Here is a 23,423-nt window from a genome sequence, read left to right as displayed (position 1 = left end):
GCGTCCTGCGCTTCAACGGGTCGTCCCTGCGCACGCAGGGACCCATACGGCGCGGAGCCGCATTTATGCACTGTGGCCGGGGTCATTCTTCATCGCGGAAGCCAGGGGTGATGGGTCCCTGCGTGCGCAGGGACGACGCGCGGAGGGGCCGTGCTTGCTCGCCGCGATGCGAGGCGAGGCGGACATCATCATATGCGGTCGCCATGCCGCGCGCGGCCCGCGCTGACGTCGGTGCCCGCAGCGGGCGGAGCGCGCAGCCATGAGCGTCTCCGAGCCATTTATCCGCCGCCCGATCGCGACCTCGCTGTTGGGGATCGCGCTGCTGCTCGGCGGCTTGCTGGGCTACCTGGCGCTGCCGGTGTCGGCGCTGCCGCAGGTCGATTTTCCGACCGTGCAGGTGACGACGCAATTGCCGGGCGCGAGCCCCGACGTGATCGCCTCGCTGATCACCGCGCCGTTGGAGCGTCAGCTCGGCCAGATCCCATCGCTGTCGGCGATGACCTCGACCTCGTCGTTCGGCGTCAGCCAGGTGTCGCTGCAGTTCGATCTGAACCGCGACATCGACGGCGCGACGCAGGACGTGCAGGCGGCGATCAATGCCGCCGCCGGCGTGCTGCCCAAGAACCTGCCGTATCCGCCGACCTACGCCAAGGTGAATCCCGCCGACGCCCCGGTGCTGACGCTGGCGTTGACCTCCGACACCAGTTCGATGCGGGCGATGAGCGACATCGCCGACACGCTCTTGGCACAACGCCTGAGCCAGATCTCCGGCGTCGGCCGCGTCACTGTGCTCGGCGGACTGAAGCCCGCGGTGCGGGTGCAGGCCGATCTGGCGCGGCTCGCCGCCTACGGCATCGCCATGGAAGATTTGCGCACTGCGATTGCGGGGGCCAACGTCTCCGGCCCGAAGGGCTCGCTCGACGGCGCGCAACAGGCCTACACCATCGCCGCCAACGACCAGATCGCGGTCGCCGACGCCTACCGGCCGATCATCATCGCCTACCGCAACGGCTCGCCGGTGACCATCGGCGACGTCGCTTCCATCGTCGACGGGCTGGAGAACGACCGCACTGGCGGCTGGTTCAACGGCACCCCGGCGGTGATCCTCGACATCCAGCGCCAGCCCGGCGCCAATGTCATCGAGGTGGTGCGGCAGATCCGCGACGAAATCCCCAAGGTGCAGCGGGCGATCCCGGCCGGCGTCAAGCTCACCGTGGTCTCTGACCGCACCGTCACCATCCGCGCCTCGGTGCACGACGTGCAGTTCACGCTGGTGCTCAGCGTGATCCTGGTGACGCTGGTGGTGCTATTGTTCCTGCGATCATTGCGCGCCACCATCATCGCCGGGGTGGCGCTGCCGTTGTCGGTGATCACCTCGTTCGGGGTAATGTATTTTGCCGGCTTCAGCCTCGACAACCTGTCGCTGATGGCGCTGACCATCGGCACGGGCTTCGTGGTCGACGACGCCATCGTGATGATCGAGAACATCGTCCGCCACATGGAAGACGGCGAGAGCCCGATGCAGGCGGCGCTCGACGGCGCCAGCGAGATCGGCTTCACGGTGATATCGCTGACCGTGTCGCTGATCGCGGTGTTCATTCCGCTGTTGTTCATGTCCGGCCTGGTCGGCCGCATGTTCCGCGAATTCGCGCTGACGCTCACCATCGCGGTGGTGACTTCGGCGATCGTGTCGCTGACGCTGACGCCGATGATGTGCTCGCGGCTGTTGAAGCACCCCGGCGAGGAGCGCCAGATCCCCGGGCTCGCCACCGTGTCGGGCTGGATCGATCGCAGCGCGGAGGCTTATCACCGCTCGCTGTTGTGGGTGCTGCGGCGCCAGCGCGCCACGCTGGTTTTGACCTTCCTCACCGTGGCGGCGACGCTGGCGCTCTATGTGCTGGCGCCGAAGGGCTTCCTGCCGCTGCAGGACACCGCCTCGATCACCGCCGTCACCGAAGCCGGTCCCGACGTCTCGTTCGACGAGATGCAGGCGCGGCAGGCCGAAACCGCCGACGCCATCAAGGCCGATCCCGACGTCACCGGCGTGGTCTCGGTGATCGGCGCGGGCTCGGTCAATCCGACCACCAATGTCGGCCGCCTGGTGATGAACCTAAAGCCGCGCGGCGAACGCAGAGCCGATGTCGCGCAGGTGATCGAGCGGCTGAAGCAACGCGTTGCCAGAATCCCCGGCATGACGGTGTATTTCCAGGCGGTGCAGGACGTCCAGATCTCGACCCAGTCGAGCCGCTCGCAATATCAATACACGTTGACCGGCACCGACGCCGCGGCGGTGGCGCTGTGGTCCGGCAAGCTGGTCGCCGAGATGCGGCGCGATCCCTTGTTCCGCGACGTCTCCTCGGAGGCGCAGGAAGGCGGCTTGCGCGCCGCGCTCGACATCAACCGGCAGCGCGCCGGCCAGCTCGGCGTCAGCATCCAGGCGGTCAACGACACCTTGAACGACGCCTTTGCGCAGCGGCAGATCTCCACCATCTACGGCCAGGCCAATCAGTACCGCGTAGTTCTGGAGGCGATGCCGCAATATCAGCGCGATCCTTCGATCCTGTCGAAGCTCTACGTGCCCGGCACCGGCGGCGCGCAGGTGCCGATCGCGGCGGTGGCGGAGATGACGCGTACCACCGCGCCCTTGGCGATCTCGCATCAGGCGCAGTTTCCGGCGGTGTCGCTGAGCTTCAATCTGGCGCCAGGCGAAGCGCTCGGCGACGCGGTCGACGCGGTGAAGGCGATCGAGACAAGGATCGGCATGCCGGGCTCGATCGTCGGGCTCTATGCTGGAGATGCCGCGGAATTCTCCAAGTCGCTGGCCGGGCAGCCCTGGCTGATCCTGGCGGCCCTGGTGACGATCTACATCGTGCTCGGCGTGCTGTACGAGAGCTACATCCACCCGATCACGATTCTCTCGACGCTGCCCTCGGCCGGCGTCGGCGCGATCCTGGCCCTGATGCTGTTCGGCCAGGATCTGTCGGTGATCGGGCTGATCGGTATCATCCTGTTGATGGGTATCGTCAAGAAGAACGCCATCATGATGATCGACTTCGCGCTGGAGGCCGAGCGGCACAAGGGCCTGTCGTCCTATGATGCGATCGTGCAGGCCTGCCTGCTGCGGTTCCGGCCGATCATGATGACGACGCTGGCGGCGCTGTTCGGCGCGCTGCCGTTGGCGATCGAAAGCGGCACCGGCGCCGAATTGCGCTTTCCGCTCGGCGTCTCGATCGTCGGCGGCTTGCTGCTCAGCCAGTTGCTGACGCTGTACACCACGCCGGTGATCTACCTGGCGCTGGACCGGCTGAACCGCCGCATCGAGGGCGCGCTGCCGCCGGTCACGCCGTCGCCGCCGATCGCCGGAGCCGCCGGGGAGGCGCCGTAATGGCCTCGCTGTCCGAGCCGTTCATCCGTCGCCCGGTCGGCACCACGCTGCTGGCGATCGGGTTGTTTCTGCTCGGGCTCGTGGCCTACAAATTTCTGCCGGTGGCGGCGGTGCCGAATGTCGACTTCCCGATGATCTCGGTGACGGCGTCGCGGCCCGGCGCCGACCCCTCGGTGATGGCGGCGACGGTGGCGGCGCCGCTGGAGCGTCGGCTCGGCGAGATCGCCGGCATCGACCAGATCACCTCGACCAGTTCGCTGGGCACGACCCGGATCCAGTTGCAATTTGCGATCGGCCGCGACGTCGACCGCGCCGCGCGCGACGTCCAGGCCGCGATCAACGCTTCGCTCAGCGACCTGCCGACCGATTTGCCGACGCTGCCGAAATTCCGCAAGGCCAATTCCGCGGCGTCGCCGGTGTTCATCCTGGCGCTGACCTCGCAGACCATCGCGACCAGCGCAATCTACGACGTCGCCGACACCGTGATTGCGCAACGGATCTCGCAGGTGCCGGGCGTCGGCGAGGTCACGGTGTCGGGCGCCGACCAGCCGGCGGTGCGGATCGCGCTCAACCCGGTGGCGCTGTCGACCGCCAATATTTCCACCGACGACGTCCGCACCGCGATCGTCAACGCCAATCCGCTCGGGCCGGTCGGCATTTTCAACGGCGCGCGGCAGAGCGAAACGCTGTCGACCAACAAGCAGATGCGCACCGCCGCGGAATTCCGCGACATCGTCATCAAGAGCACCGGCGGCAGTTCGCTGCGGTTGTCGGACATCGCCAAGGTCGAGGACGCCACCCGCAGTAGCCGCTCGATCGCCTGGTTTAACAAGCAGCCGGCGGTGCTGATCCAGATCACCAAGCAGGGCGACGCCAACGTCATCGACACCGTCGACCGGGTCAAGGCGCTGCTGCCCGAACTGAAGCAATGGATTCCGGCCGGCGTCGAGATTTCGACGCTGACCGACCGCACCGGCACGATTCGCGCCAGCGTCGCCGACATGGAATGGACGCTGCTCGCCACCGCGATCCTGGTGATGTGCGTGGTGTTCGTGTTCCTGCGACGGATCACGCCGACCATCGCCGCCGGAGTTTCGGTGCCGCTGGCGCTGGCCGGCACCTGCGCCGGGATGTGGCTCGCCGGCTTTTCGATCAACAACCTGTCGCTGATGGCGCTGGCGATCTCGGTCGGCTTCGTGGTCGACGACGCCATCGTGATGATCGAGAACATGTACCGCAATCTCGAGCGCGGCATGGCGCCGCTGCAGGCGGCGCTCGACGGCGCGAGACAGATCGGCTTCACCGTGCTGTCGATCAGCCTGTCGCTGGTGGCGGCGTTCACGCCGCTGATCTTCATGGACGGCATGGTCGGCCGCCTGCTGCGCGAATTCTCGCTGACCCTGACCTTTGCCATCGCCGTCTCGACTTTGGTGTCGCTGACGGTGACGCCGATGATCTGCGCGCATTACATCCGCGCCGCGGTGTCGAACGACGAGACCTGGTTCGACCGTGCCGTCGAGGCCGTGCTGTCGCGGCTGGTGAGGTCTTACGCCGCGACGCTGCGCGCGGTGCTGGGCTATCCCGGCCTCACCATGCTGGTGTTCTTCGCCACCATCGCGCTGACGGTGACGCTCTATGTCAAGACCCCGAAGGGCTATTTCCCGACCGACGATTCCGGCTTCGTGATCGGCTCGACCCGCGCCTCGGCCGACGTCTCGTTCCAGGCGATGGAGCAGATGCAGCAGCAGCTCGCCGACATCGTGATGGCCGATCCCGCGGTGGAGGGCATCGGCTCGGCGCTCGGCGGCAGCGGCGGGCCGGGCGGCGGCGGCTCCAATCGCGGCATGATGTTCATCAGCCTGAAACCGATCGAGCAGCGCGACGGGCTTTCAACCGAACTGGTGATCAACCGGCTGCGCAAAAATCTCGGCGCGGTGGCCGGCATCCGGCTGTTCATGTTCGCCGCGCAGGACTTGCGCACCGGCGGCCGGCAGAGCGATTCCGATTATCAGTACACCTTGATCAGCACCGACCTCAATCTGCTGCAGACCTGGGCGCCGCTGGTCGGCAAGCGGATGGAGAGCGTCGAGGGCATCACCGACGTCTCCAGCGACCGCGACCCCGGCGGCCTGCAACTGACGCTGTCGATCGACCGCAATGTCGCCTCCAGCCTGGGCGTCAAGGTCCAGGACATCGACAACGCGCTGAACAACGCATTCTCGCAGCGGCAGATTTCCACCATCTACACCCAGCGCAACCAGTATCAGGTAGTGCTGGAGATCGACGCCAAATTCCAGAACGATCCCTCCGACCTCGAACGCATCTTCGTCGCCGGCGCGAATGACGCGCAGATTCCGCTATCGGCGCTGGTGCATACCAAGCGGGATCTGTCGCCGCTGGCGGTGTATCACTCGCAGTCGTTTCCCTCGACCACGGTGTCGTTCAATTTGATGCCGGACGTGCCGCTGCAGGTGGCCACCGCCAACATCCAGCGCGCGGTCGACGAATTGCACATGCCGGAGGGCATCCGCGGCTCGTTCGACGGCAATGCCGGCGACTTCGCCAAGACCTCATCGAAACAGCCGCTATTGATCCTCGCCGCTTTGGTGGCGATGTATATCGTGCTCGGCGTGCTCTATGAGAGCCTGGCGCATCCTTTGACCATCATCTCGACGCTGCCGTCGGCCGGGCTCGGCGCATTGCTGGCGTTGCAGGTCACCAATACGCCGCTGACCATCATCGCCTTTGTCGGCATCATTCTGTTGATCGGCATCGTCAAGAAGAACGGCATCATGATGGTCGATTTCGCGCTCGAGGCCGAGCGCAGCCGCGGGCTGTCCTCGGCGGAGGCGATCTTCGAGGCCTGCGTGGTCCGGTTCCGGCCGATCCTGATGACCACGATGGCGGCGCTGTTCGCCGGGATTCCGCTGGTGGTGGCGATCGGGCCGGGCACCGAACTGCGCCGCCCGCTCGGCATTACCATCATCGGCGGGCTGTTCGTCTCGCAGGTGCTGACGCTTTACACCACGCCGGTGATCTATCTGTTGATCGACCGGCTGCGGCAGCGCTGGAGCCGGGCGCCGGAGCCGCAGCCCGCGGAATAGCGTTTCGTCGCGGCGGTTGTGGCGGCGGGCGGCGCGGCGTATAGGGGCCGATGACCAAGATTTCAGAGCCAAAAGCCGGCGAGGCGCCCGAGCCGATCCCGGAATGCCCGCGCTGCCAGAAGCCGGTGCCGCTGTGCATCTGCGACAGCGTCACGCCGCTGGAGAGCCGCACCAAGCTGTTGATCCTGCAGCATCCGCAGGAACAGGACCGGGCGCTTGCCACCGCGCGGCTGACCGCGCTGCATTTTCCCAATGCGGTGGTGCGGGTCGGGCTGTCCTGGCCGAGCCTGTCGAAAGCCTGGGGGCAGCCGGTGCACGATCCGTCGCGCTGGGCGGTGCTGTATCTCGGCTCCGCCAAGGTCGCCGAGCTCGATACCGACCGCGACATCGTCGCGATCGACCGCAAGGGCGAGGTCGAGGAGAATCAGCGCGCCATCCTCAAGGATATCGAGGGCGTGGTGCTGCTCGACGGCACCTGGAGCCAGGCCAAGGCCTTGTGGTGGCGCAACGCCTGGATGCTGAAATGCCAGCGGGTGATTCTCGGCCCCAAGGCGCCGTCGCGCTACGGCAAGCTGCGCAAGGAGCCCCGCCGCGACGGGCTGTCGACGCTGGAGGCCGCCGCGATGCTGATCGCCGGGCTGGAAAAGCGTCCGGACATCGAGACCACGCTGCTCGGCGCCTTTGACCGCATGCTGGCGAAATTCCGCGAGGTGCAGGCGACTTTGCCGGAATTGGCTCCGAAGCCGAAGAAGCGCGACTACCGCCGCAAGAAGCACGCCTGAGCTTTTCCTGCGGCGGGCTTGGTTGATTATCGCCGCCGGGCCGTATATTGATCCGGCGATGGGGCCACGTGGCGGAGTGGTTACGCGCCGGTCTGCAAAAGCAGCCGGTTTACACTCCCTAATTGCACGTCACCCCTAACCAAACCCAATCAAACTAGGCATTTCCGAGATGGTCATGTTGACCATCCTCAGAGCGTATGCAAAAACGCAGTCCCACCTTAAGCGTAAGGATCGCGCTTAAGAAAACATCTCAAAATCTAGAAAGATTAAGAAGAAAATGCCCGACATTGTTGATGTATTGAGGTGCTGCAAAAGCTCCTCGGACCTACACGTGCTGAAGGTGAGCGCCATCGGGGACATTCTCACCCTCCGCTTCACCTTAAAGGGTGGTGACGGTTCGATCATGTGTGGGGAGCGGAGCTTCACCGCAGACACGCAGTTCGCAACGGTCAGCGACCTCGTGGACGTGCTTTGGGAGGGCGAGCTGTTCGATGTCAAGGACGGACACGAAGCACACAAGGTGAGCCTCCTATGGTCCGTGCCAATCATCGTGGCAGCGCTGGGCATCTCCTTCGACATGCAGCAGGAGTTCAACGCGGTGATGCGAACCGCCATCCTGCCGCTGACCTTTGCCGTCTGCATCGCCTCGGTGTTGCTGGGCACCTTGCACGGGGTCTTGGTGACGCTGGGTGTGGGTGCAGGCTTCCACTTCTGGCTTGCGCCGGGCCAGAGCATCCCTGACGAATACCCGCGAATGCTCTTTTGGGTTGCGCTCGCCTTCCTTCTCCCGTTCTTGGCCTCGCGAGCCACCGGTATCATTGGATGGGTTAGTCGGTGGGAGGCGCAACTAAAGCAAAAGATGATCCACTGAAGCGAAACATTATTGCGACTACCATTCTGCAGTCCGCCCCGGTTCACTCCCATATACCTAGGTTAACACCTGTTAGCCTGAGTGGACCGGGTCTTCTTTTTTCCCAACCATTACCCAACAGGAAGGGATACCCCTAAGATGCTATCGACACAGATCATCCTCGAAGAGGGCATGGCACTGGATGCCAAGGTTCGCCAGACCCGAGACAATCAGAAGAAGGGTAAGCTCGGTGTCTGGTCCGAAACCAAGACCGGTGTGCTCTATCAGCGCTCCCTCGACGCAGCGTTCGCAAAGATCGTTGGGGACAAGCTCAATGGGGCTGATCCCCACAAGCCGGGTCCGAAGGCTAAGGGCGTCAGCCTGCTCCTGAAGACCGGTCTTGAGCCTGAGGTGATCGCCCATCTGTTCGTCAAGGCGTTTCTCAACTGCATCCCTCGCCAGCGTGGCAAGCGCATCAAGCGGTCGTCAATCTGCATCAAGGTCGGCGATCTGATCCACGACGAGGTCCGCATCCGTCACTTTGGACAGGAGAAGGAACGTCGCAATCTGCTGAAGAAGCTCTGCAAGCAGTTCGATAGGCGTTCCTATCCCCGCGACTGGCGCAAGCGCACCATCAAGAACTACTTCGATGCGGAACACATCTCGTGGACCGCGTGGGACGATGGTCAGAAGACCCAGGTTGGCTACGCCCTGCTGCTCTGGTTCCGTGATGGCACCGGTCTGGTCGAAGCTCCCTCCGACAGCATCTACGTTGATCCGACTGAAGAGTTCATCGCTCACATGGAGACGATGATGGAGAAGCGTGTTCTCGATTACCTGATCTACAAGCCGATGGTCGTGAAGCCCATCCCGTGGTCGATGGAGAACCTGTTTCGTGGTGGCTACACCACCAACAAGCTGAAGGCATACCCGCTGGTGAAACGCACCGGGCGTGGTGAGGTCGATGAGATGTTGAAGTTGGACTGGTCGCAGATCATCCCGGCTGTGAACGCTCTGCAAGAAACGCCCTTCAAGATCAACAAGACCATCCTGTCGGTTCTCGACTGGGCATACAACGAACGGGGAGGGGACATCGCTGGTCTGCCTCGGGCTGACGATCAACCGCTCCCGCCAGCTCCTGAGGGCTATCGTGAGGATGAGAAGATCACCAAGGCCCACAACCTGAAGTGCTTCCTGATCCGCTCGGCTAACCGTGAACTGAAGTCCAAGCGTCGAGCCGTCACCGACTGCATCAGCATCGCAAAGAAGTACAAGGAGTTTCCTGCTATCTACTTCCCTCACAACCTCGATAGCCGTGGTCGAGCCTATCCGATCACTGCTTACCTCAATCCACAAGGGACGGACTTCGTGAAAGCCCTTCTGGAATTTGGTGAGGGGCACCCGATCATGAACGAGGAACAGGCCTGCTGGCTCGCTATCGCTTGCGCCAATGCTTACGGTAACGACAAGGTTTCTCTTCAGGAACGCGCTGACTGGACGACTGATAACGAAGACATGATCTTCTCCATTGCGACTGATCCACTCATGGATATTCGCTGGACAGAAGCCAGTGAGCCTTTCCAGTTCCTGCGAGCTTGCATCGAATGGCGTGACTTCATGAACACGGGCTTCGGCTTCGTGTCCCATCTGGTCATCCCGGTAGATGCAACTTGCTCGGGGCTTCAGCACTACAGCGCCATGCTGCTCGATGAGCAGGGGGGACGTGCTGTCACCCGCGAAGACTGGGCCAACCTGTCTTGGAAGTCCGAAAGCGCTCTGATGACGGGTGGCGGCATCGGCTCCGACTATTCCGTCTATCGAGGCGAGGGCGCTCCCCTTGGTCGCACCGGAGGCCTTGCCTCTGGTCCTATCCCGAAAATGCTCATGGTCAATGAGATCGGACGCCGCGTGATGCAGGGCGGCTCCCGCCGTTCCGCGATCTACGCCTCGCTCAACTGGAAGCACAGCGATGTGCGGACCTTCCTGACCGCCAAGGACTGGAAGAACATGCCTGTAGGCACGTCCGGCCTGACCTATTGGGACATCAAGCAGCAGGACTTCAACTTCCCTGCGCCGCTCGACATGACGAACATCTCGGTCAACTACGACACCGAATGGCTCACCAATTTCTGGAAGACCGGTGACGTGGGGGACGTGTTCCTCACCAACGTGCGACAGGCTCTGGAAACTGCTGAGCCGGGCTTCTCGTTCAACTTCTTCGATAAGGAGCGGGAGACGCTTCGCAACGCTTGCACTGAGGTTACCTCCGAAGACGACAGCGATGTCTGCAATCTCGGAAGCCTGAACCTCGGTCGCATCGACACCATCGAAGAACTGCAAGACATCACGGCCCTCGGCACCATGTTCCTGCTCTGCGGAACGCTGAAGGCGCAGTTGCCCTATCAGAAGGTCTACGATGTCCGCGCCAAGAACCGCCGCCTCGGCCTCGGCCTGATGGGCATCCACGAATGGCTGATCAAGCGAGGGCAGAAGTATGAGGTCACCGAAGAGCTTCACCGATGGCTCGCTGCATATCGGGGTACGTCGGACAGCACGTCTGCCGGATTTGCCAATTACCTCGGTGTGTCAACGCCTGTCGCTAATCGAGCTATCGCGCCGACAGGCACGATTGGCATCCTTGCTGGCACCACGTCAGGCATCGAGCCGCTGTTCGCGGTCGCCTACAAGCGGCGATACCTCAAGGGAACCAAGTGGCACTACCAATACGTGGTGGACAGCGCAGCACAGGAACTGATCAATGTATATGGAGTTTCACCGGATATGAGACGCTAGGGCAGGGCATGTTCTCCACCGTGCTGGCCAAGCCCGGCAGCAGCAAAGTTATCAAGGTCAACACTCGGCCCGACGATTGGCTTGACTATGCATTGTGGGCAACTCGCAAGGGTTACGCTGGCAAGCTGTCACCTCGCATCTATTCGTATCAGCGCAACTCCGATGGCACTTACATTGCGGTGATGGAACGCATGGCCCGCACCATGTGCGCGGAACGCAGCGACAAAACAAGTCGATGGGGTAACAACTGGCCGGCGCTGGCTTTTGGCTTGCGAGCCTACGGGGCTTTGAGGGATCAGCAGATTACCGACGAAATGATCCCGGGCGGACGGGCATTCGTGCAGGACGTTCAAGAGAACTTCGAATACCTCGACTTGCATGATGAGAACATCATGGTGCGATTTGATGGCACGGTTTGCATCACTGATCCTGTGTCGAGCACTAACCAAGTCTTCAACACCAGCAATCCGCCGCGCATGCGATCCCGCGAGCTGGAAGCAATCAACGCAGGAGCGAACTGACATGGGACTGTATGACAAGCGACACCGCCCGGCTAACTGCAAGCCTATGACCGAACAGGACTGGCAGCGTTACAACCCGGTTGCTGTGAACCAAGCAATCGAAGCGTCGAACCGTGCTGGCCGCAAGATCAGCACCAAAGAAGCTCGCATGATCCATGCTCTGTTGAAGGGGAGGCATTGAGCCATGACAATCGATGCAAAGCTGACAGTGATCCTGACCATCGCCGGCTCAGTGCTTCTTCCTATACTGGCTGAATGGAGACTGACGTGGTGAGCAACAATCCCGACAGCGTGGTCGAGCGCGTGACGTTTCGAGGCAAGGAGACCTCGACGCATCTGCTGACCGCTGACAACCTCTCTGTCCGCGATACCGCAGACGGTGGGCTGGTCCTTGAGCTGTTTCGCTACAACGATGCTACCCGTCGTGTCGTCGAGAGCTACCGGTTCACCCTCTGCTCAGAGGATGCTGACCGGGTGCGCAAGGGTTCCTGAGGCGGAACTTCTCTGTTGATGTTCCCGTTGTGTTCACGGAAGGAGGTATAATAGACACACTGAGAAACCTCCTCCAGCGTTGACGTTACGCATGCGAAGCTGATACGAAACCATTATCGTTACGAAAGACGAGATAATGTCCACCAAGTTGAAGCGTCTCGCACGGCGCAAGAGGTTCGTCTCATGCAGATACAGCAGTTTACCCGGGCCATTGAGTTCATCTCTGAGCGAGTTAGTGGCGAAGTATCCCTGCTAACAATTAAGACATTCCTCTTCATCGCATCACGCGGCAAATGCACACAAAAGGACGTTGAGATGGAGTTGAAGGTGAGCAACGCCGCCGTCTCTCGCAACGTCTCCTATTGGACTGATCGGCGCTATGACCGGGAGGCCGGAATGAAGTTCATCGAGCGCGTCGAGAATGATTATGACCGACGCTTCAGAGAACTGACCCTCACACCAGCAGGTAAGCAGTTCTACAAGGAATTGCAGCAGGTGATGGCATGACACTACTCATCCTCACCGTTGCAACCATCGGGGTGCTGACCTTGATCGGCTCAGCCCTTGATTACTTTGTGCCCAACGAAGGAGGTTCGATTGGTACGAAAACGAGTGAACGGCCAGACGACTAGCTACATTGCTGATGGTGTGGACGATAAGGGTCAGCGTCGCCGTGTGATGTTCAACACGGCTAAGAAGGCGAAGGACTGGGAAGACAAGATGCTCTCGCACAATCCCAAGATGAGCGTGGGCTATCTATTTCCACTCCTATACCGCGAGTGTTGGCCTGAAGGCGAAAGCCGTGATCCCTCGGTCTTAGGGCGAGTGAACGAGCTAACCCTGATCCTCGGCAAGAGCTTCAGCATCCGCTCCATCGACAAGTTCAAGATCGAGGAGATTGAGCGAGAGCTGCGGGTCAAGGGGAACTCGATCAACACCATCGCCAACAAGCTGAACGCCCTGTCCAAGATGTTGAAGCGGGCAGAAGACCGGGGCTTCATCCCGTTCGTCCCCAGGTTCAAGGTGAAGCGGGACACCAAGGCCAAGCGCACCTTCGTCCTGACGGTCGAGCAGGAGAACGTGATGCTCAACAATCTGCCTGAGCGGTGGCGACCCTTCGCCATGTTCCTCATCGACACGGCAAGCCGGGGCTTCTCGGAGTGCAAGCACCTCGAATGGCACCACGTCGACTTCGAGAGCAAGACCTTGTCGTTCTGGTATAATAAGACCGACGAGCCTCGCTCGGTCAGAATGTCCAGCGACGTGATCGTGATCCTGAAGACGCTCAAGGAAGCCGGCTGGGAAAAGCCTTGGGCCATCCTCGGCACCAAGGGAATGACCGATCGGATGTGGCACCAGTTCTGGGTGAAGGCTCGCAAGGCTGCTGGCTTGCCAGACAAGGGCAGGGGAGCGGTGGTTCCCTACACCTTCCGGCACACCACAGCGACGCGCCTCTCGCGGGACAAAATGGACGTGCTCAGGCTGGCCAAGTTCCTCGGTCACGCCAACCTCTCGACCACGCAACGATACGTCCATCATGATGTGAGCGACCAAGACGAGTTTGTCGAAAAGCTCGACCGGCGTCGGCTCACCGCTTGATCCGGACAGAACCTGTACCGCTGGTGAACATGGCCAGAACAAGAACTGGTGGTGAACAGGACCGGAACAAGAACAGATGGCACAGTGCCAAATTGCTTACGAAATAGGAGCGACCACTACTTGACCTAAGTCTCGGATTTGCCTAGAGGAATGGTTATGGGGCCACGTGGCGGAGTGGTTACGCGCCGGTCTGCAAAACCGTTTACTCGGGTTCGAGTCCCGACGTGGCCTCCATTTTCCGATTGCCGTCCCTGAAATCCGCCGACGCCCGGCCTCACGCTGTTTGCTTGGGGGCGCACTCCGCGGCGGCCAGCGCCGCACGCGCCGGGCGATCGCTGAGGCGGCGCAGCAGCGAGCGCAGCGGCGTATCGTAGAGCCTATCCACGATCCAGCACAGCAGCACCAGGCCGGCGATCCCAAGCCCCAGCGCGACGCCTACCGGCAGCGTTCGAACTCCGCCAAAATTGATCATGATGATCACCACCAGCGGAAAATGCAGCGTGTACACCGCGTAGGAGATCCGCCCGCAGAAGCCGTAAAGGCTGGCACTCGCCCCGGGGCGCAGATGCCTTGTGCCGCAATAGACCAGCGCAGGAAAAATCAGCATCACGCAGACCAGGTCGAAAACCCCGGACAGCGGATTGACATACAATATCGCCACCGTCACCGCGATCAGCAGCGCCGGCGGCACCGCGACCCGTGGCGCGCCGGCGACGACGAGGTCGTAGATCAACAATCCGACCGAAAACGAAAAGCAGGTCCGCGGAATCGCGCCGTCCCAATGATCAAGCTCAAATCCGCGATCGAGGCTGTTGTATGTGAGCCCGACATGGATCAGCCAGCCGGCTGAGAGCGCGATGACAATCACCAGCACGATCCGGGTGATGTATCTGCGAAACCCCGCATACAGCAGGTTGATCAAGAGTTCGAAGAACAGAGACCATGACACCGGGTTGAGCGGATAGGCAATGCGGGCGTGCCAGTCGCCTGAGAAGCTGGGCAGAAACGCCGCCGACCACAGCGCCGTCGAGAGCAGGTCGGTCCACGCCCAGTTCGCCCGCCTAAACATGGTGAAGGGAATGGCGTTGGAGATGGCGTAGGCAGCCCAGACGCCCATCACGCTGAGGCCGAGGACGTATAACGGATACAGCCGGATCCGGGCAAATTCGCCGACGCTCATGCCGGCTTTCAGCCTGCCGCCATAGGCATGGCCGATCACCACGCCGCTGAGTACAAAAAACAGATCGACCGCGAGATAGCCGTGCCGGAAATACACGCCTTGGCCGAACATCTGGCTGCCGTGCAGCGTCGCGACGGCGAGCGCAGCCGCGCCGCGCAGGCCGTCCAGCGGCTGAAACGTCCGCAAGGTCTCCGCGCCGTTTTCAGCCATTTCAGCTCTCGACGTTGCAGCGGGCCTCAGCCGGTGCCGATGGCCGGGGCCAAGCCTGCGTCGCACGAGTAGTGAAATGACGGCCGCGAATCAAGCGACGCCTGGCGCGACCGCCGCGCGGTCGAGCCGAGCAATCGTCGACCGCAGTCCTAGCAGCAGGCGGTCCAGCCTTCCGGGAACGGCAGCAGCGGCCATTCGATGTCGTTGTCATTGGCGGCGCGCAGCGGCAAGCGCAGCACGGTCGCACTCTGGACGTTGTCCTGCGCGCTGTCGTCCAGCGCCCAGGCGATATCATCCAGCATCCGGTTGTACTCGTATTCGTTCATCACACACTCCCCGATTACCGGGGAATGTCTCAGAAACGCTTTGTTCGGCGGTTTCGCGGGTCGCTCAAATTTTATCGATCGCCGGAAATTCGCCGATCATCCGTCGCGGCCCGCTCACATCCGCTTCACCATCGGCGGCCAAGAAAAATGCCGCCCCGGCGGGGGCGGCATTGCCAACTTGCAACTGACGAAGAGAAGTTACTGGCAGGGATGCTTGCGGCCGTCCTCGCCGCGGAACCAGGTTCCCGGCTGGCAGACAAAGCCGTTCCGCTTGGCATAGGAATCGTCATAGGCGAACGAATCCGGGCCGCCGAACGGCGCGGTGGCGATGGCGCCGGCGGTGCCGATTGCGCCGCCGACCACGCCGGCGGCCATATCGGCCGGCCAGAACGCGTTGGCGTCATAATTGCGGTCCTGACGATAGACGCGCTGATGGCGATAATCCCGGCTGACGCTGCGATCGGGGCCGTTCCAGCCCGGATCGAACGACTGCGCCATCACCGGGGTGGCCAGGGCCGTGGTCAGCACGGCGGCGGCGGCAAGAATCGGTAAACGAGTCATGAAATCCTCCTGCGTGATTGATCTTCACCAACCATTCGTAGGGCAGGGCGTTCCGCAGCGTGGTGCAGTGCGGTTCAAACCGATGTGAGGTCGTTCAGGGCGGGCAGCGGAATCCGCGTCAGCCTTGGCCGTCGCCGGAGGCCAATTCGCCGGCGATCGCGCGGTCGATCGCGTCGATCAGAACCTGGGTCTCGACGAATTTGTTGCGCGAGCGTTCGGCGGTGCTGCGATCGAACGGGGCTGCGAGAATCTTGGCGAAGGTGTCGCGATCCTCGATCATCCGCTGACGTGCCCGTTTCAGGGTCTCCAGTCGCTCGGTCATCCTTCAGTCCCCGATCGCGCATCGTGACGTGATGCGAACGCAACAGATTTGCCGGCCAGCGCCGTGGACGCGTTCAGAGCCATGTGGTTGACGGCTTACTGATTGAGAATGTTGGCTCCCCGGGCCGGATTCGAACCAGCGACCAACCGGTTAACAGCCGGTTGCTCTACCACTGAGCTACCAGGGAACAGAGCGAAGCGAAGCTCGCGTGCGGCAGCCTATAGCAAGGCCTCTGCGGCTTGCAAAGCGGGAAATTGCGACGCCGGGCGGGATTGTAGCGTCGAAGGGCGGCATTTTCCAGGAACTTGTCGGCGATGCTGCCGTTGACGGCGCGATCCACCATCGCCGGAGACGCCTGATGTCCGATCTGCAGCCTGATTCGATGCGCCGCCGCCCTGGCTCTGATTCGGTGCCGCGGCCAGCCGAGCTGCTCACCGATGCCGCTGGCGTTACGATCAGCGACGATGAGTGCCTGCGGCGGCTCGACGCCGCGGTGCGATGAGTGCCTGCGGCGGCTCGACGCCGCGGTGCAGCGCCACGATTCCGAGCGACTCGACGAAGTGGCGTCATTGATCGGCCGCCTTGCGGTGACTTTGGAATGCTGATCGCGCGTCGTCGGCGGCATGCGATTTAAGCCCTGCTACTGACCGTTGGCCGGGCGACCTCGGGTCGACCCGCTGTTGCGTTTTGACAAGGCTTGCATCAAACATGGCGGGCGTTCCGCGACCGTTTCGATGCAAGGATTCCCAATGCCCGATTTCTCGACCGCCCGACGGTTTATGGTGGATGGTCAGATCCGGCCGAGCAGCGTCACCGACTGGAACATTATCGACGCGATGCGCGCGGTGCCGCGCGAGGCGTTCGTGCCGGAGAGCCAGAGCAGGCTGGCCTACCTCGACCTCGACCTCGACGTCAGCGAGTCCGGGCCGGTCAAACGCTATTTGCTCAAGCCCGCAGTGACCGCGCGGCTGTTGCAGTCGGCCAATCTGCAGCCGACCGACCGCGTGCTGGTGGTCGGTTGCGCCACCGGCTACCTCGCGGCCCTGGCTGCGCGGCTGGTGGACCATGTGGTCGCCACCGAGAGCGAAGCCAACATCGCCGCCGAAGCCAGCCAGATCCTCGGCCGGCTCGGCGTTACCAATGTGCGGGTGCATCAGGCCGCGTCGGGCGAGGGGTTTCCCGCCACCGCGCCCTATGATGCCATCATCCTCAATGGCGCCACCGAAGTCGTGCCGCTGCAATTGTACCAGCAGCTGCGCGAAGCCGGCCGGCTGGTCGGGGTGTTCGCGCTCGGCCGCCCGTCGCACGCCGAGATCGTGACGCGGTCCGACGATGACTTTGGCAGCCGGCCGTTGTTCGACACCTCGGCGCCGGTGCTGCCCGGCCTGGAGCGCCCGAAGGGCTTCGTTTTCTAGCCATTTGCTCCGTAATTGTCGTTCAAAATCAGAAGTGTGTCTTGGATGCCCCAGATCGAGAGTTTCGACCGGGAGCCGGGCGTGGGGGTTCCGTCGGGCGACGCGGTGCCTTATGTTGCGGCGGGACTTCGACTGTAATAACAGAGCGGATCGACGCGGAGTTGCGTGGATGACGCTGTTGGTTGGAATGGATTGCCACGGATGGGTGGGTTTCGACGACATGCTGCCGGCACCGCGATCGCCGGACTGATTCTGGCTCACCTCGGAGCCACGCCGGTTCTCGCCGACACGATCGAAGCGGCGCTGGTTCGCGCCTATCAAAGCAATCCGCAGCTCAATGCGCAGCGCGCCTCGGTGCGCTCCACCGACGAGAACGTGCCGCAGGCGTTGTCCGGCTATCGCCCGCGCGTCTCCGTCACCGCCAGCGGCGGCTATCAATATTCCGACGTGGTCGGCACCACCGGCGGGTTGACCGGCCGCATCCACGGCGATCAGGCGCCGCGCGCGATCGGTGTCACCGCCTCGCAGACGTTGTTCAACGGCAATCAGACCGCCAACCGCACCCGCGCCGCCGAGGGCCAGGTGTCGTCGGCGCGCGAAGGCTTGCGCGTGCTGGAACAGAGCGTGTTGTTGTCGGCGGCGACCATCTATATGGATTATCTGCGCGACGCCGCCACCTTGGAGGTTCAGCGCAGCAACGTCCGGGTGCTCGAGCAGACGCTCAAGCAGACCCGCGACCGCTTCAATGTCGGCGAAGTGACCCGCACCGACGTGGCGCAGTCCGAGGCGCAGCTCGCCGCCGGCCGCACCCAGCAGCTCACCGCGGAATCCAACCTCACCACCACGCGCTCGAATTTCCGCCGCATCATCGGCAGCGAACCCGAAGCGCTGGCGCCGGGCTCGCCGGTCGATCGTTATCTGCCGGCGACGTTGCCGACCGCGGTCGAGCTCGGGCTGACCGAAAACCCCAACGTCACCGCCTCGATGTTCGGCATCGACGTCAGCTTCCTCAACGTCAAGATCAACGAGGGCGCGCTGTTTCCGACGCTGACGCTGCAGGGCAGCGCGCAGCAGGGCTATGAGCAGTCGATTACCACGCCGCGTCAGTTCGTCGCTTCGGCGGTCGCGCAATTGTCGGTGCCGATCTACCAAGGTGGCGGCGAATACGCGCTGATCCGGCAGTCCAAGGAAACCCTGGCGCAGCAGCGGCTCAATCTCGAGCAGGTGCGCGACCAGACCCGCGCCAGTGTGGTGCAAGCCTGGGGCCAGCTCTTGGCCGGCCGCGCCCAGGTGTCCTCGGCGCAGGCCCAGGTCTCGGCCTCGGAAATCGCGCTGAACGGCGTCCGCGAGGAAGCCAGGGCCGGCCAGCGCACCACGCTCGACGTGTTGAACGCGCAGCAGGCGCTGGTCAACGCCCGGGTCGCGCTGGTCACCGCGCAGCACGATCGCGTGGTGGCATCCTACGCGGTGCTCAACGCGGTCGGCCGGCTGTCGCCGCAGGTCTTGAAGCTCAACACCACGGTGTATGACCCCAGCGTGCACTACCAGCAGGTCCGCGACAGCTGGTTCGGCGTTCGCACCCCCGACGGTCGCTAATCGTCGCTTGATTGCACTTGGCGCGGCTTGAACGGCCCGCCTTTGCTTGCAATCGATTATTGCCGTGCCATACCTTTTCCGGAGCGGGCAGGTCGATTCGTGCGCCGTTGCTTGGCATTCGACGAGTGCTGATCAACGCGCTGGCGATCCGGGGCAGGGTCGGAAAATCTGCAACGCTTGAACTGGGGACAAGTCACGCTTGCGTGCCGAAAACCGGCCCGCGGTTTCCGGAACCAGCAATTCTTGCGCCGCTTTGGTGTAAGACGGGTGTGAGCGCGTTGATGATGTGGAGTTGGGGATGACGCAACCTGCAAAGGTCCAAGAGCCCTCGATGGAGGAGATTCTGGCGTCGATCCGGCGCATCATCGCCGACGACGAGGCCAAGCCTGCGGCGGCCGCGCCGGCGCCGGCCGCCGCCGCACCGAAAGTGGAACCTGCGAAGCCCGCGGCTCCGGCGGCCAAGCCGCCGGCAATGAACAGCACGCCCGCCGCGACGATTCCGGCCGCGCCGCCCGCGGTCAAGCCGGCGCCGCAACCGGCCCCGGCCCCGGCCAAGCCCGCGGCGCCGGCCGCCGCAGCCGAATCCAACAATCAGGACGACATCGACGCGCTATTGGCCGGGCTCGACGCCTCGACCACCCCGGCCGAGGTGCGACAGGCCGCGGTGCCGGAGCCCGACCCCGAAGAGGACGTGTTCGAACTGACCGACGACATGGCGCTGCCGGATCCCGCGCCGCCGGCCTTCCAGACCGTGGAGAGCGACGCCGACCTGGAATTCGCCGAGGCGATCCGCGCCGAGCGGGCGCAGACGCCGGCCTGGACCATGCCGGCACCGGCGCCGGTGATGGAGCGCCCGGCGCCACCGCCGTACCAGCCGCAGCAGCCGCAACCGCCCGAGATTTTGTCGCGCTCGACGGTGTCGGCGGTGGAATCGGCGTTCAACTCCCTGGCCAATACCGTGCTCAGCAACAACGCCCGCACGCTGGAGGATCTCGTCAAGGAGATGCTGCGGCCGATGCTGAAATCCTGGCTCGATGACAACCTGCCGCAATTGGTGGAGCGGATCGTCAAGGCGGAAATCGAGCGGGTGTCGCGCGGCCGCTGACCCGCCGCCGGGCCTGGGCCGCACGCTCCGCCGGCATTGCAGCCATTCCGCAGCGCCGCGGCATTTGCCGGCTAAATCCCGATTGAATCCGCCGCGCGTGTTGACTTGCGCGGCGCCGGCGGCTTTCTAGCGCGCGCGACCGGCGCAATTGCAGTTGCCGGCGAGATCTCAGAATCGACCCCGCCATGATCGAAAAGACCTATCAGCCCGCTGACATCGAAGGCCGTATCGCGCAAGCCTGGGAAGCCGAAGGCGCCTTCAAGGCCGGCCGCCCGGAGCGCCGCGACGCCACCCCGTTCTCGATCGTGATCCCGCCACCCAACGTCACCGGCTCGCTGCATATGGGCCACGCGCTCAACAATACGTTGCAGGACGTGCTGTGCCGGTTCGAGCGGATGCGCGGACGCGACGTGCTGTGGCAGCCCGGCACTGACCACGCCGGCATCGCCACCCAGATGGTGGTTGAACGGCAGCTGATGGAGCGCCAGGAGCCGAGCCGCCGCGAGATGGGCCGCGACAAGTTTCTCGAGCGGGTCTGGCAGTGGAAGGCCGAAAGCGGCGGCGTGATCGTCAACCAGTTGAAGCGGCTCGGCGCCTCCTGCGACTGGTCGCGCGAGCGCTTCACCATGGACGAGGGGCTGTCGCGCGCGGTCGCCAAGGTGTTCGTCGAACTGCACCGCGAAGGCCTGATCTACAAGGACAAGCGGCTGGTCAATTGGGACCCCAAGCTGCTCACCGCGATCTCCGACCTCGAAGTGCAGCAGGTCGAGGTCAAGGGCCATCTGTGGCACCTGCGCTATCCGTTGGAAGGCGCGGTGTTCAACCCCGACGATCCGGAGACCTTCATCGTCGTCGCCACCACGCGGCCGGAGACCATGCTCGGCGACAGTGCGGTGGCGGTCAATCCGGACGACGTGCGCTACTCGCATGTGGTCGGCCGCAACGTCATCCTGCCGCTGGTCGGGCGCAAGATTCCGATCGTCGCCGACGATTATTCCGACCCGGAAAAGGGCTCCGGCGCGGTGAAGATCACGCCGGCGCACGACTTCAACGACTTCGAGGTCGGCCGTCGGCACAACCTGCCGCAGATCAACGTGCTCGACATTGAGGGCCGCATCGATCTCGTGGACAACGAGGCCTATCTGCACGGGCTGCCGGAAGGCGCTGCCCAGCTTGCCGAGGAACTGCATGGCCTCGAGCGTTTCGCCGCGCGCAAGAGCATCGTGGCGCGGTTGGAGGATTTCGGCTTCCTGGAGAAGATCGAGCCTAACGTGCACATGGTGCCGCATGGCGACCGTTCCGGCGTGGTGATCGAGCCGTATCTGACCGACCAGTGGTACGTCGACGCCAAGACGCTGGCGCAGCCGGCGATCGCCGCGGTGCGCTCGGGCGCCACCGCCTTCGTGCCGAAGAACTGGGAGAAGACCTATTTCGAATGGATGGAGAACATCCAGCCCTGGTGCATCTCGCGGCAATTGTGGTGGGGCCACCAGATCCCGGCTTGGTACGGCCCGGACGGCAAGGTGTTCGTCGCCGAAACCGAGGACGAGGCGGTCGGCAACGCGCTCGGCTACTACGTCGAGCAGGAAGTCATCACCCCGGAACAGGCGCACGACATGGCGGAAGACCCCGCCAAGCGCGAGGGCTTCATCACCCGCGACGAGGACGTGCTCGACACCTGGTTCTCCTCGGCGCTGTGGCCGTTCTCCACGCTCGGCTGGCCGGATTCCGACACCGACGTCAAGCGCTACTACCCGACCAACGTGCTGGTCACCGGCTTCGACATCATCTTCTTCTGGGTCGCCCGGATGATGATGCTGGGGATGCACTTCATGCGCAAGGAGCGGCCGCTGGCCGCGACCGAGCAGGTGGTGCCGTTCCCGACCGTCTACATCCACGCCCTCGTCCGCGATGAGAAGGGCGCCAAGATGTCGAAGTCGAAGGGCAACGTGATCGATCCGTTGCACCTGATCGACGACTACGGCGCCGACGCGTTGCGTTTCACGCTGGCCGCGATGGCGGCGCAAGGCCGCGACATCAAGCTCGCCTCGAGCCGGGTCGAAGGCTACCGCAATTTCGCGACCAAGCTGTGGAACGCCAGCCGCTTCGCCGAGATGAACGGCTGCGCACTGCCCAAGGATTTCGATCCAACCGCGGCGAAAGGAACGCTGAACCGCTGGATCGCCCACGAGACCGTGCGCGCAGTCCGTGAAGTCACCGAGGCGATCGAGGCCTACCGCTTCAACGACGCCGCGGGCGCCGCCTATCGCTTCGTCTGGAACGTGTATTGCGACTGGTATCTCGAACTCGCCAAGCCGGTGCTGCTCGGCGAGGAGAGTGCGGCGAAAGCCGAGACCCGCGCCATGGTGGCGTGGGCGCGCGACGAGATCCTGAAACTGCTGCATCCGTTCATGCCGTTCATCACCGAAGAACTATGGGCGGTGACGGCGAAGCGCGACACGCTGCTGGCGCTGACGCCGTGGTCGCGCAAGGCCGAGACTGCGGTCGAGGTGTTCGACGCCCCGGCCTTGACCGATCCGATGGTGCCGCCGGTGATCCTGCCGGCGCCGCAGGTGGCCGATTTCAGCGATCCTAAGGCCGAAGCCGAAATCGGCTGGGTGGTCGACCTCGTCACCGCGATCCGCTCGGTGCGCGCCGAAATGAACCTCACGCCGGCGACGCTGACGCCGCTGGTGCTGGCCGGCGCCTCCCCCGAGACGAAAGACCGCGCGCAGCGTTGGAGCGACGTGGTGAAGCGGATGGCGCGGCTCGGCGAGATTTCGTTCGCCGATGCTGCTCCGCAGGGCGCGGTGCAGCTTCTGGTGCGCGGCGAGATCGCGGCGTTGCCGCTGAAGGGCGTGATCGACCTTGCTGCTGAGCAGGCCCGGCTCGACAAGGAGCTGGCCAAGGCCGAGGCCGACATCAAGCGGGTCGACGCCAAGCTCTCCAACGAGAAATTCGTCGCCAACGCGCCGGAAGAGATCGTCGAGGAAGAGAAAGAAAAGCGCGAGGCGGCGCTGGCGCGCAAGGCCAAGATCCTCGAGGCGCTGGAGCGGCTGAAGAACGCCGGCTGAGCGCGTTATCGAGAGAGTCCGTATCCGACTGTTGCCGTCGTCATTCCGGGCTTGCGAGCTTGCGCCGCTCGCGCCCCGGAATGACGGGCTGGCAATCTTGAAACGCCG

Annotated in this window: 19 protein-coding genes and 2 tRNA genes; 15 read left to right on the top strand and 6 right to left on the bottom strand. The window is 63.5% G+C overall.

The genetic code is table 11. The features are described from left to right. Positions 1-259: 259 nt before the first annotated feature. From VGC77_RS11870 to VGC77_RS11820, 11 genes are all read left to right on the top strand, one after another. Complete coding sequence (locus tag VGC77_RS11870) at positions 260-3,385, top strand: efflux RND transporter permease subunit (RefSeq protein ID WP_331171770.1); 3,126 nt, start codon at positions 260-262, stop codon at positions 3,383-3,385. Beyond that, positions 3,385-6,489, top strand: a complete 3,105-nt coding sequence (locus VGC77_RS11865) for an efflux RND transporter permease subunit (RefSeq protein ID WP_331171769.1) — start codon at positions 3,385-3,387, stop codon at positions 6,487-6,489. Before VGC77_RS11870 ends, VGC77_RS11865 begins: the two co-directional genes overlap by 1 nt. Positions 6,490-6,539: 50 nt before the next feature. Beyond that, positions 6,540-7,271: a tRNA-uridine aminocarboxypropyltransferase gene (locus VGC77_RS11860; RefSeq protein WP_331171768.1), complete on the top strand. Its 732-nt coding sequence runs from the start codon at positions 6,540-6,542 to the stop codon at positions 7,269-7,271. A 331-nt stretch (positions 7,272-7,602) separates the two neighbouring features. Then, positions 7,603-8,142, top strand: coding sequence for a hypothetical protein (locus VGC77_RS11855; protein ID WP_331171767.1), 540 nt, complete (start codon positions 7,603-7,605; stop codon positions 8,140-8,142). 138 nt (positions 8,143-8,280) lie between these two features. Next, positions 8,281-10,914, top strand: coding sequence for a DNA-directed RNA polymerase (locus VGC77_RS11850; protein WP_331171766.1), 2,634 nt, complete (start codon positions 8,281-8,283; stop codon positions 10,912-10,914). Positions 10,915-10,922: 8 nt separating this feature from the next. After that, a complete protein-coding gene (locus VGC77_RS11845) occupies positions 10,923-11,435 on the top strand; it encodes a hypothetical protein (RefSeq protein WP_331171765.1) in 513 nt (170 codons plus the stop codon). A gap of 1 nt (position 11,436) precedes the next feature. Next, positions 11,437-11,616: a hypothetical protein gene (locus VGC77_RS11840; protein ID WP_331171764.1), complete on the top strand. Its 180-nt coding sequence runs from the start codon at positions 11,437-11,439 to the stop codon at positions 11,614-11,616. Between the two features lie 89 nt (positions 11,617-11,705). After that, entirely contained in the window at positions 11,706-11,927 is a 222-nt protein-coding gene (locus tag VGC77_RS11835) for a hypothetical protein (protein WP_331171763.1), read from the top strand. Between the two features lie 183 nt (positions 11,928-12,110). Beyond that, on the top strand, positions 12,111-12,434 hold the full coding sequence (locus VGC77_RS11830) for a MarR family transcriptional regulator (RefSeq protein ID WP_331171762.1): 324 nt from the start codon (positions 12,111-12,113) through the stop codon (positions 12,432-12,434). Between the two features lie 90 nt (positions 12,435-12,524). Then, positions 12,525-13,526, top strand: a complete 1,002-nt coding sequence (locus VGC77_RS11825) for a site-specific integrase (RefSeq protein ID WP_331171761.1) — start codon at positions 12,525-12,527, stop codon at positions 13,524-13,526. Positions 13,527-13,686: 160 nt separating this feature from the next. Further along, positions 13,687-13,760: transfer RNA gene (locus VGC77_RS11820), tRNA-Cys, on the top strand. 40 nt (positions 13,761-13,800) lie between these two features. Here VGC77_RS11820 and VGC77_RS11815 read toward each other — a convergent pair. The 6 genes from VGC77_RS11815 to VGC77_RS11790 all read right to left on the bottom strand — a co-directional run bounded on the left by VGC77_RS11815 (position 13,801) and on the right by VGC77_RS11790 (position 16,750). Further along, entirely contained in the window at positions 13,801-14,916 is a 1,116-nt protein-coding gene (locus VGC77_RS11815; RefSeq protein ID WP_331171760.1) for an acyltransferase, read from the bottom strand. A 149-nt stretch (positions 14,917-15,065) separates the two neighbouring features. After that, on the bottom strand, positions 15,066-15,242 hold the full coding sequence (locus VGC77_RS11810; protein ID WP_331171759.1) for a hypothetical protein: 177 nt from the start codon (positions 15,240-15,242) through the stop codon (positions 15,066-15,068). 198 nt (positions 15,243-15,440) lie between these two features. Continuing rightward, positions 15,441-15,803 (bottom strand): hypothetical protein, encoded by a 363-nt coding sequence (locus tag VGC77_RS11805; RefSeq protein ID WP_331171758.1) that lies wholly within the window; start codon positions 15,801-15,803, stop codon positions 15,441-15,443. Positions 15,804-15,921: 118 nt separating this feature from the next. Beyond that, entirely contained in the window at positions 15,922-16,125 is a 204-nt protein-coding gene (locus tag VGC77_RS11800) for a hypothetical protein (RefSeq protein WP_331171757.1), read from the bottom strand. A gap of 112 nt (positions 16,126-16,237) precedes the next feature. Continuing rightward, a tRNA-Asn gene (locus VGC77_RS11795) sits at positions 16,238-16,312 on the bottom strand. Beyond that, positions 16,292-16,750 carry a hypothetical protein gene (locus VGC77_RS11790; RefSeq protein ID WP_331171913.1) on the bottom strand — a complete coding sequence of 153 codons (459 nt, stop codon included), beginning with the start codon at positions 16,748-16,750 and terminating at the stop codon, positions 16,292-16,294. Before VGC77_RS11790 ends, VGC77_RS11795 begins: the two co-directional genes overlap by 21 nt. A gap of 124 nt (positions 16,751-16,874) precedes the next feature. On the opposite strand from VGC77_RS11790, the gene VGC77_RS11785 reads away from it, so the two are divergent. From VGC77_RS11785 to VGC77_RS11770, 4 genes are all read left to right on the top strand, one after another. Then, positions 16,875-17,540 carry a protein-L-isoaspartate O-methyltransferase gene (locus tag VGC77_RS11785; RefSeq protein WP_331171756.1) on the top strand — a complete coding sequence of 222 codons (666 nt, stop codon included), beginning with the start codon at positions 16,875-16,877 and terminating at the stop codon, positions 17,538-17,540. Between the two features lie 201 nt (positions 17,541-17,741). Then, a complete protein-coding gene (locus VGC77_RS11780) occupies positions 17,742-19,136 on the top strand; it encodes a TolC family outer membrane protein (protein WP_331171755.1) in 1,395 nt (464 codons plus the stop codon). Between the two features lie 298 nt (positions 19,137-19,434). Then, positions 19,435-20,241: a DUF2497 domain-containing protein gene (locus VGC77_RS11775; protein WP_331171754.1), complete on the top strand. Its 807-nt coding sequence runs from the start codon at positions 19,435-19,437 to the stop codon at positions 20,239-20,241. Positions 20,242-20,426: 185 nt separating this feature from the next. Then, complete coding sequence (locus VGC77_RS11770) at positions 20,427-23,315, top strand: valine--tRNA ligase (protein ID WP_331171753.1); 2,889 nt, start codon at positions 20,427-20,429, stop codon at positions 23,313-23,315. Positions 23,316-23,423: the final 108 nt, after the last annotated feature.

Source organism: Rhodopseudomonas sp. (genome assembly GCF_036404135.1).
Classification (GTDB): domain Bacteria; phylum Pseudomonadota; class Alphaproteobacteria; order Rhizobiales; family Xanthobacteraceae; genus Rhodopseudomonas_A.
The sequence above is the reverse complement of the archived record's forward strand: the minus strand, read 5'-3'. Positions and strand labels throughout refer to the sequence as shown.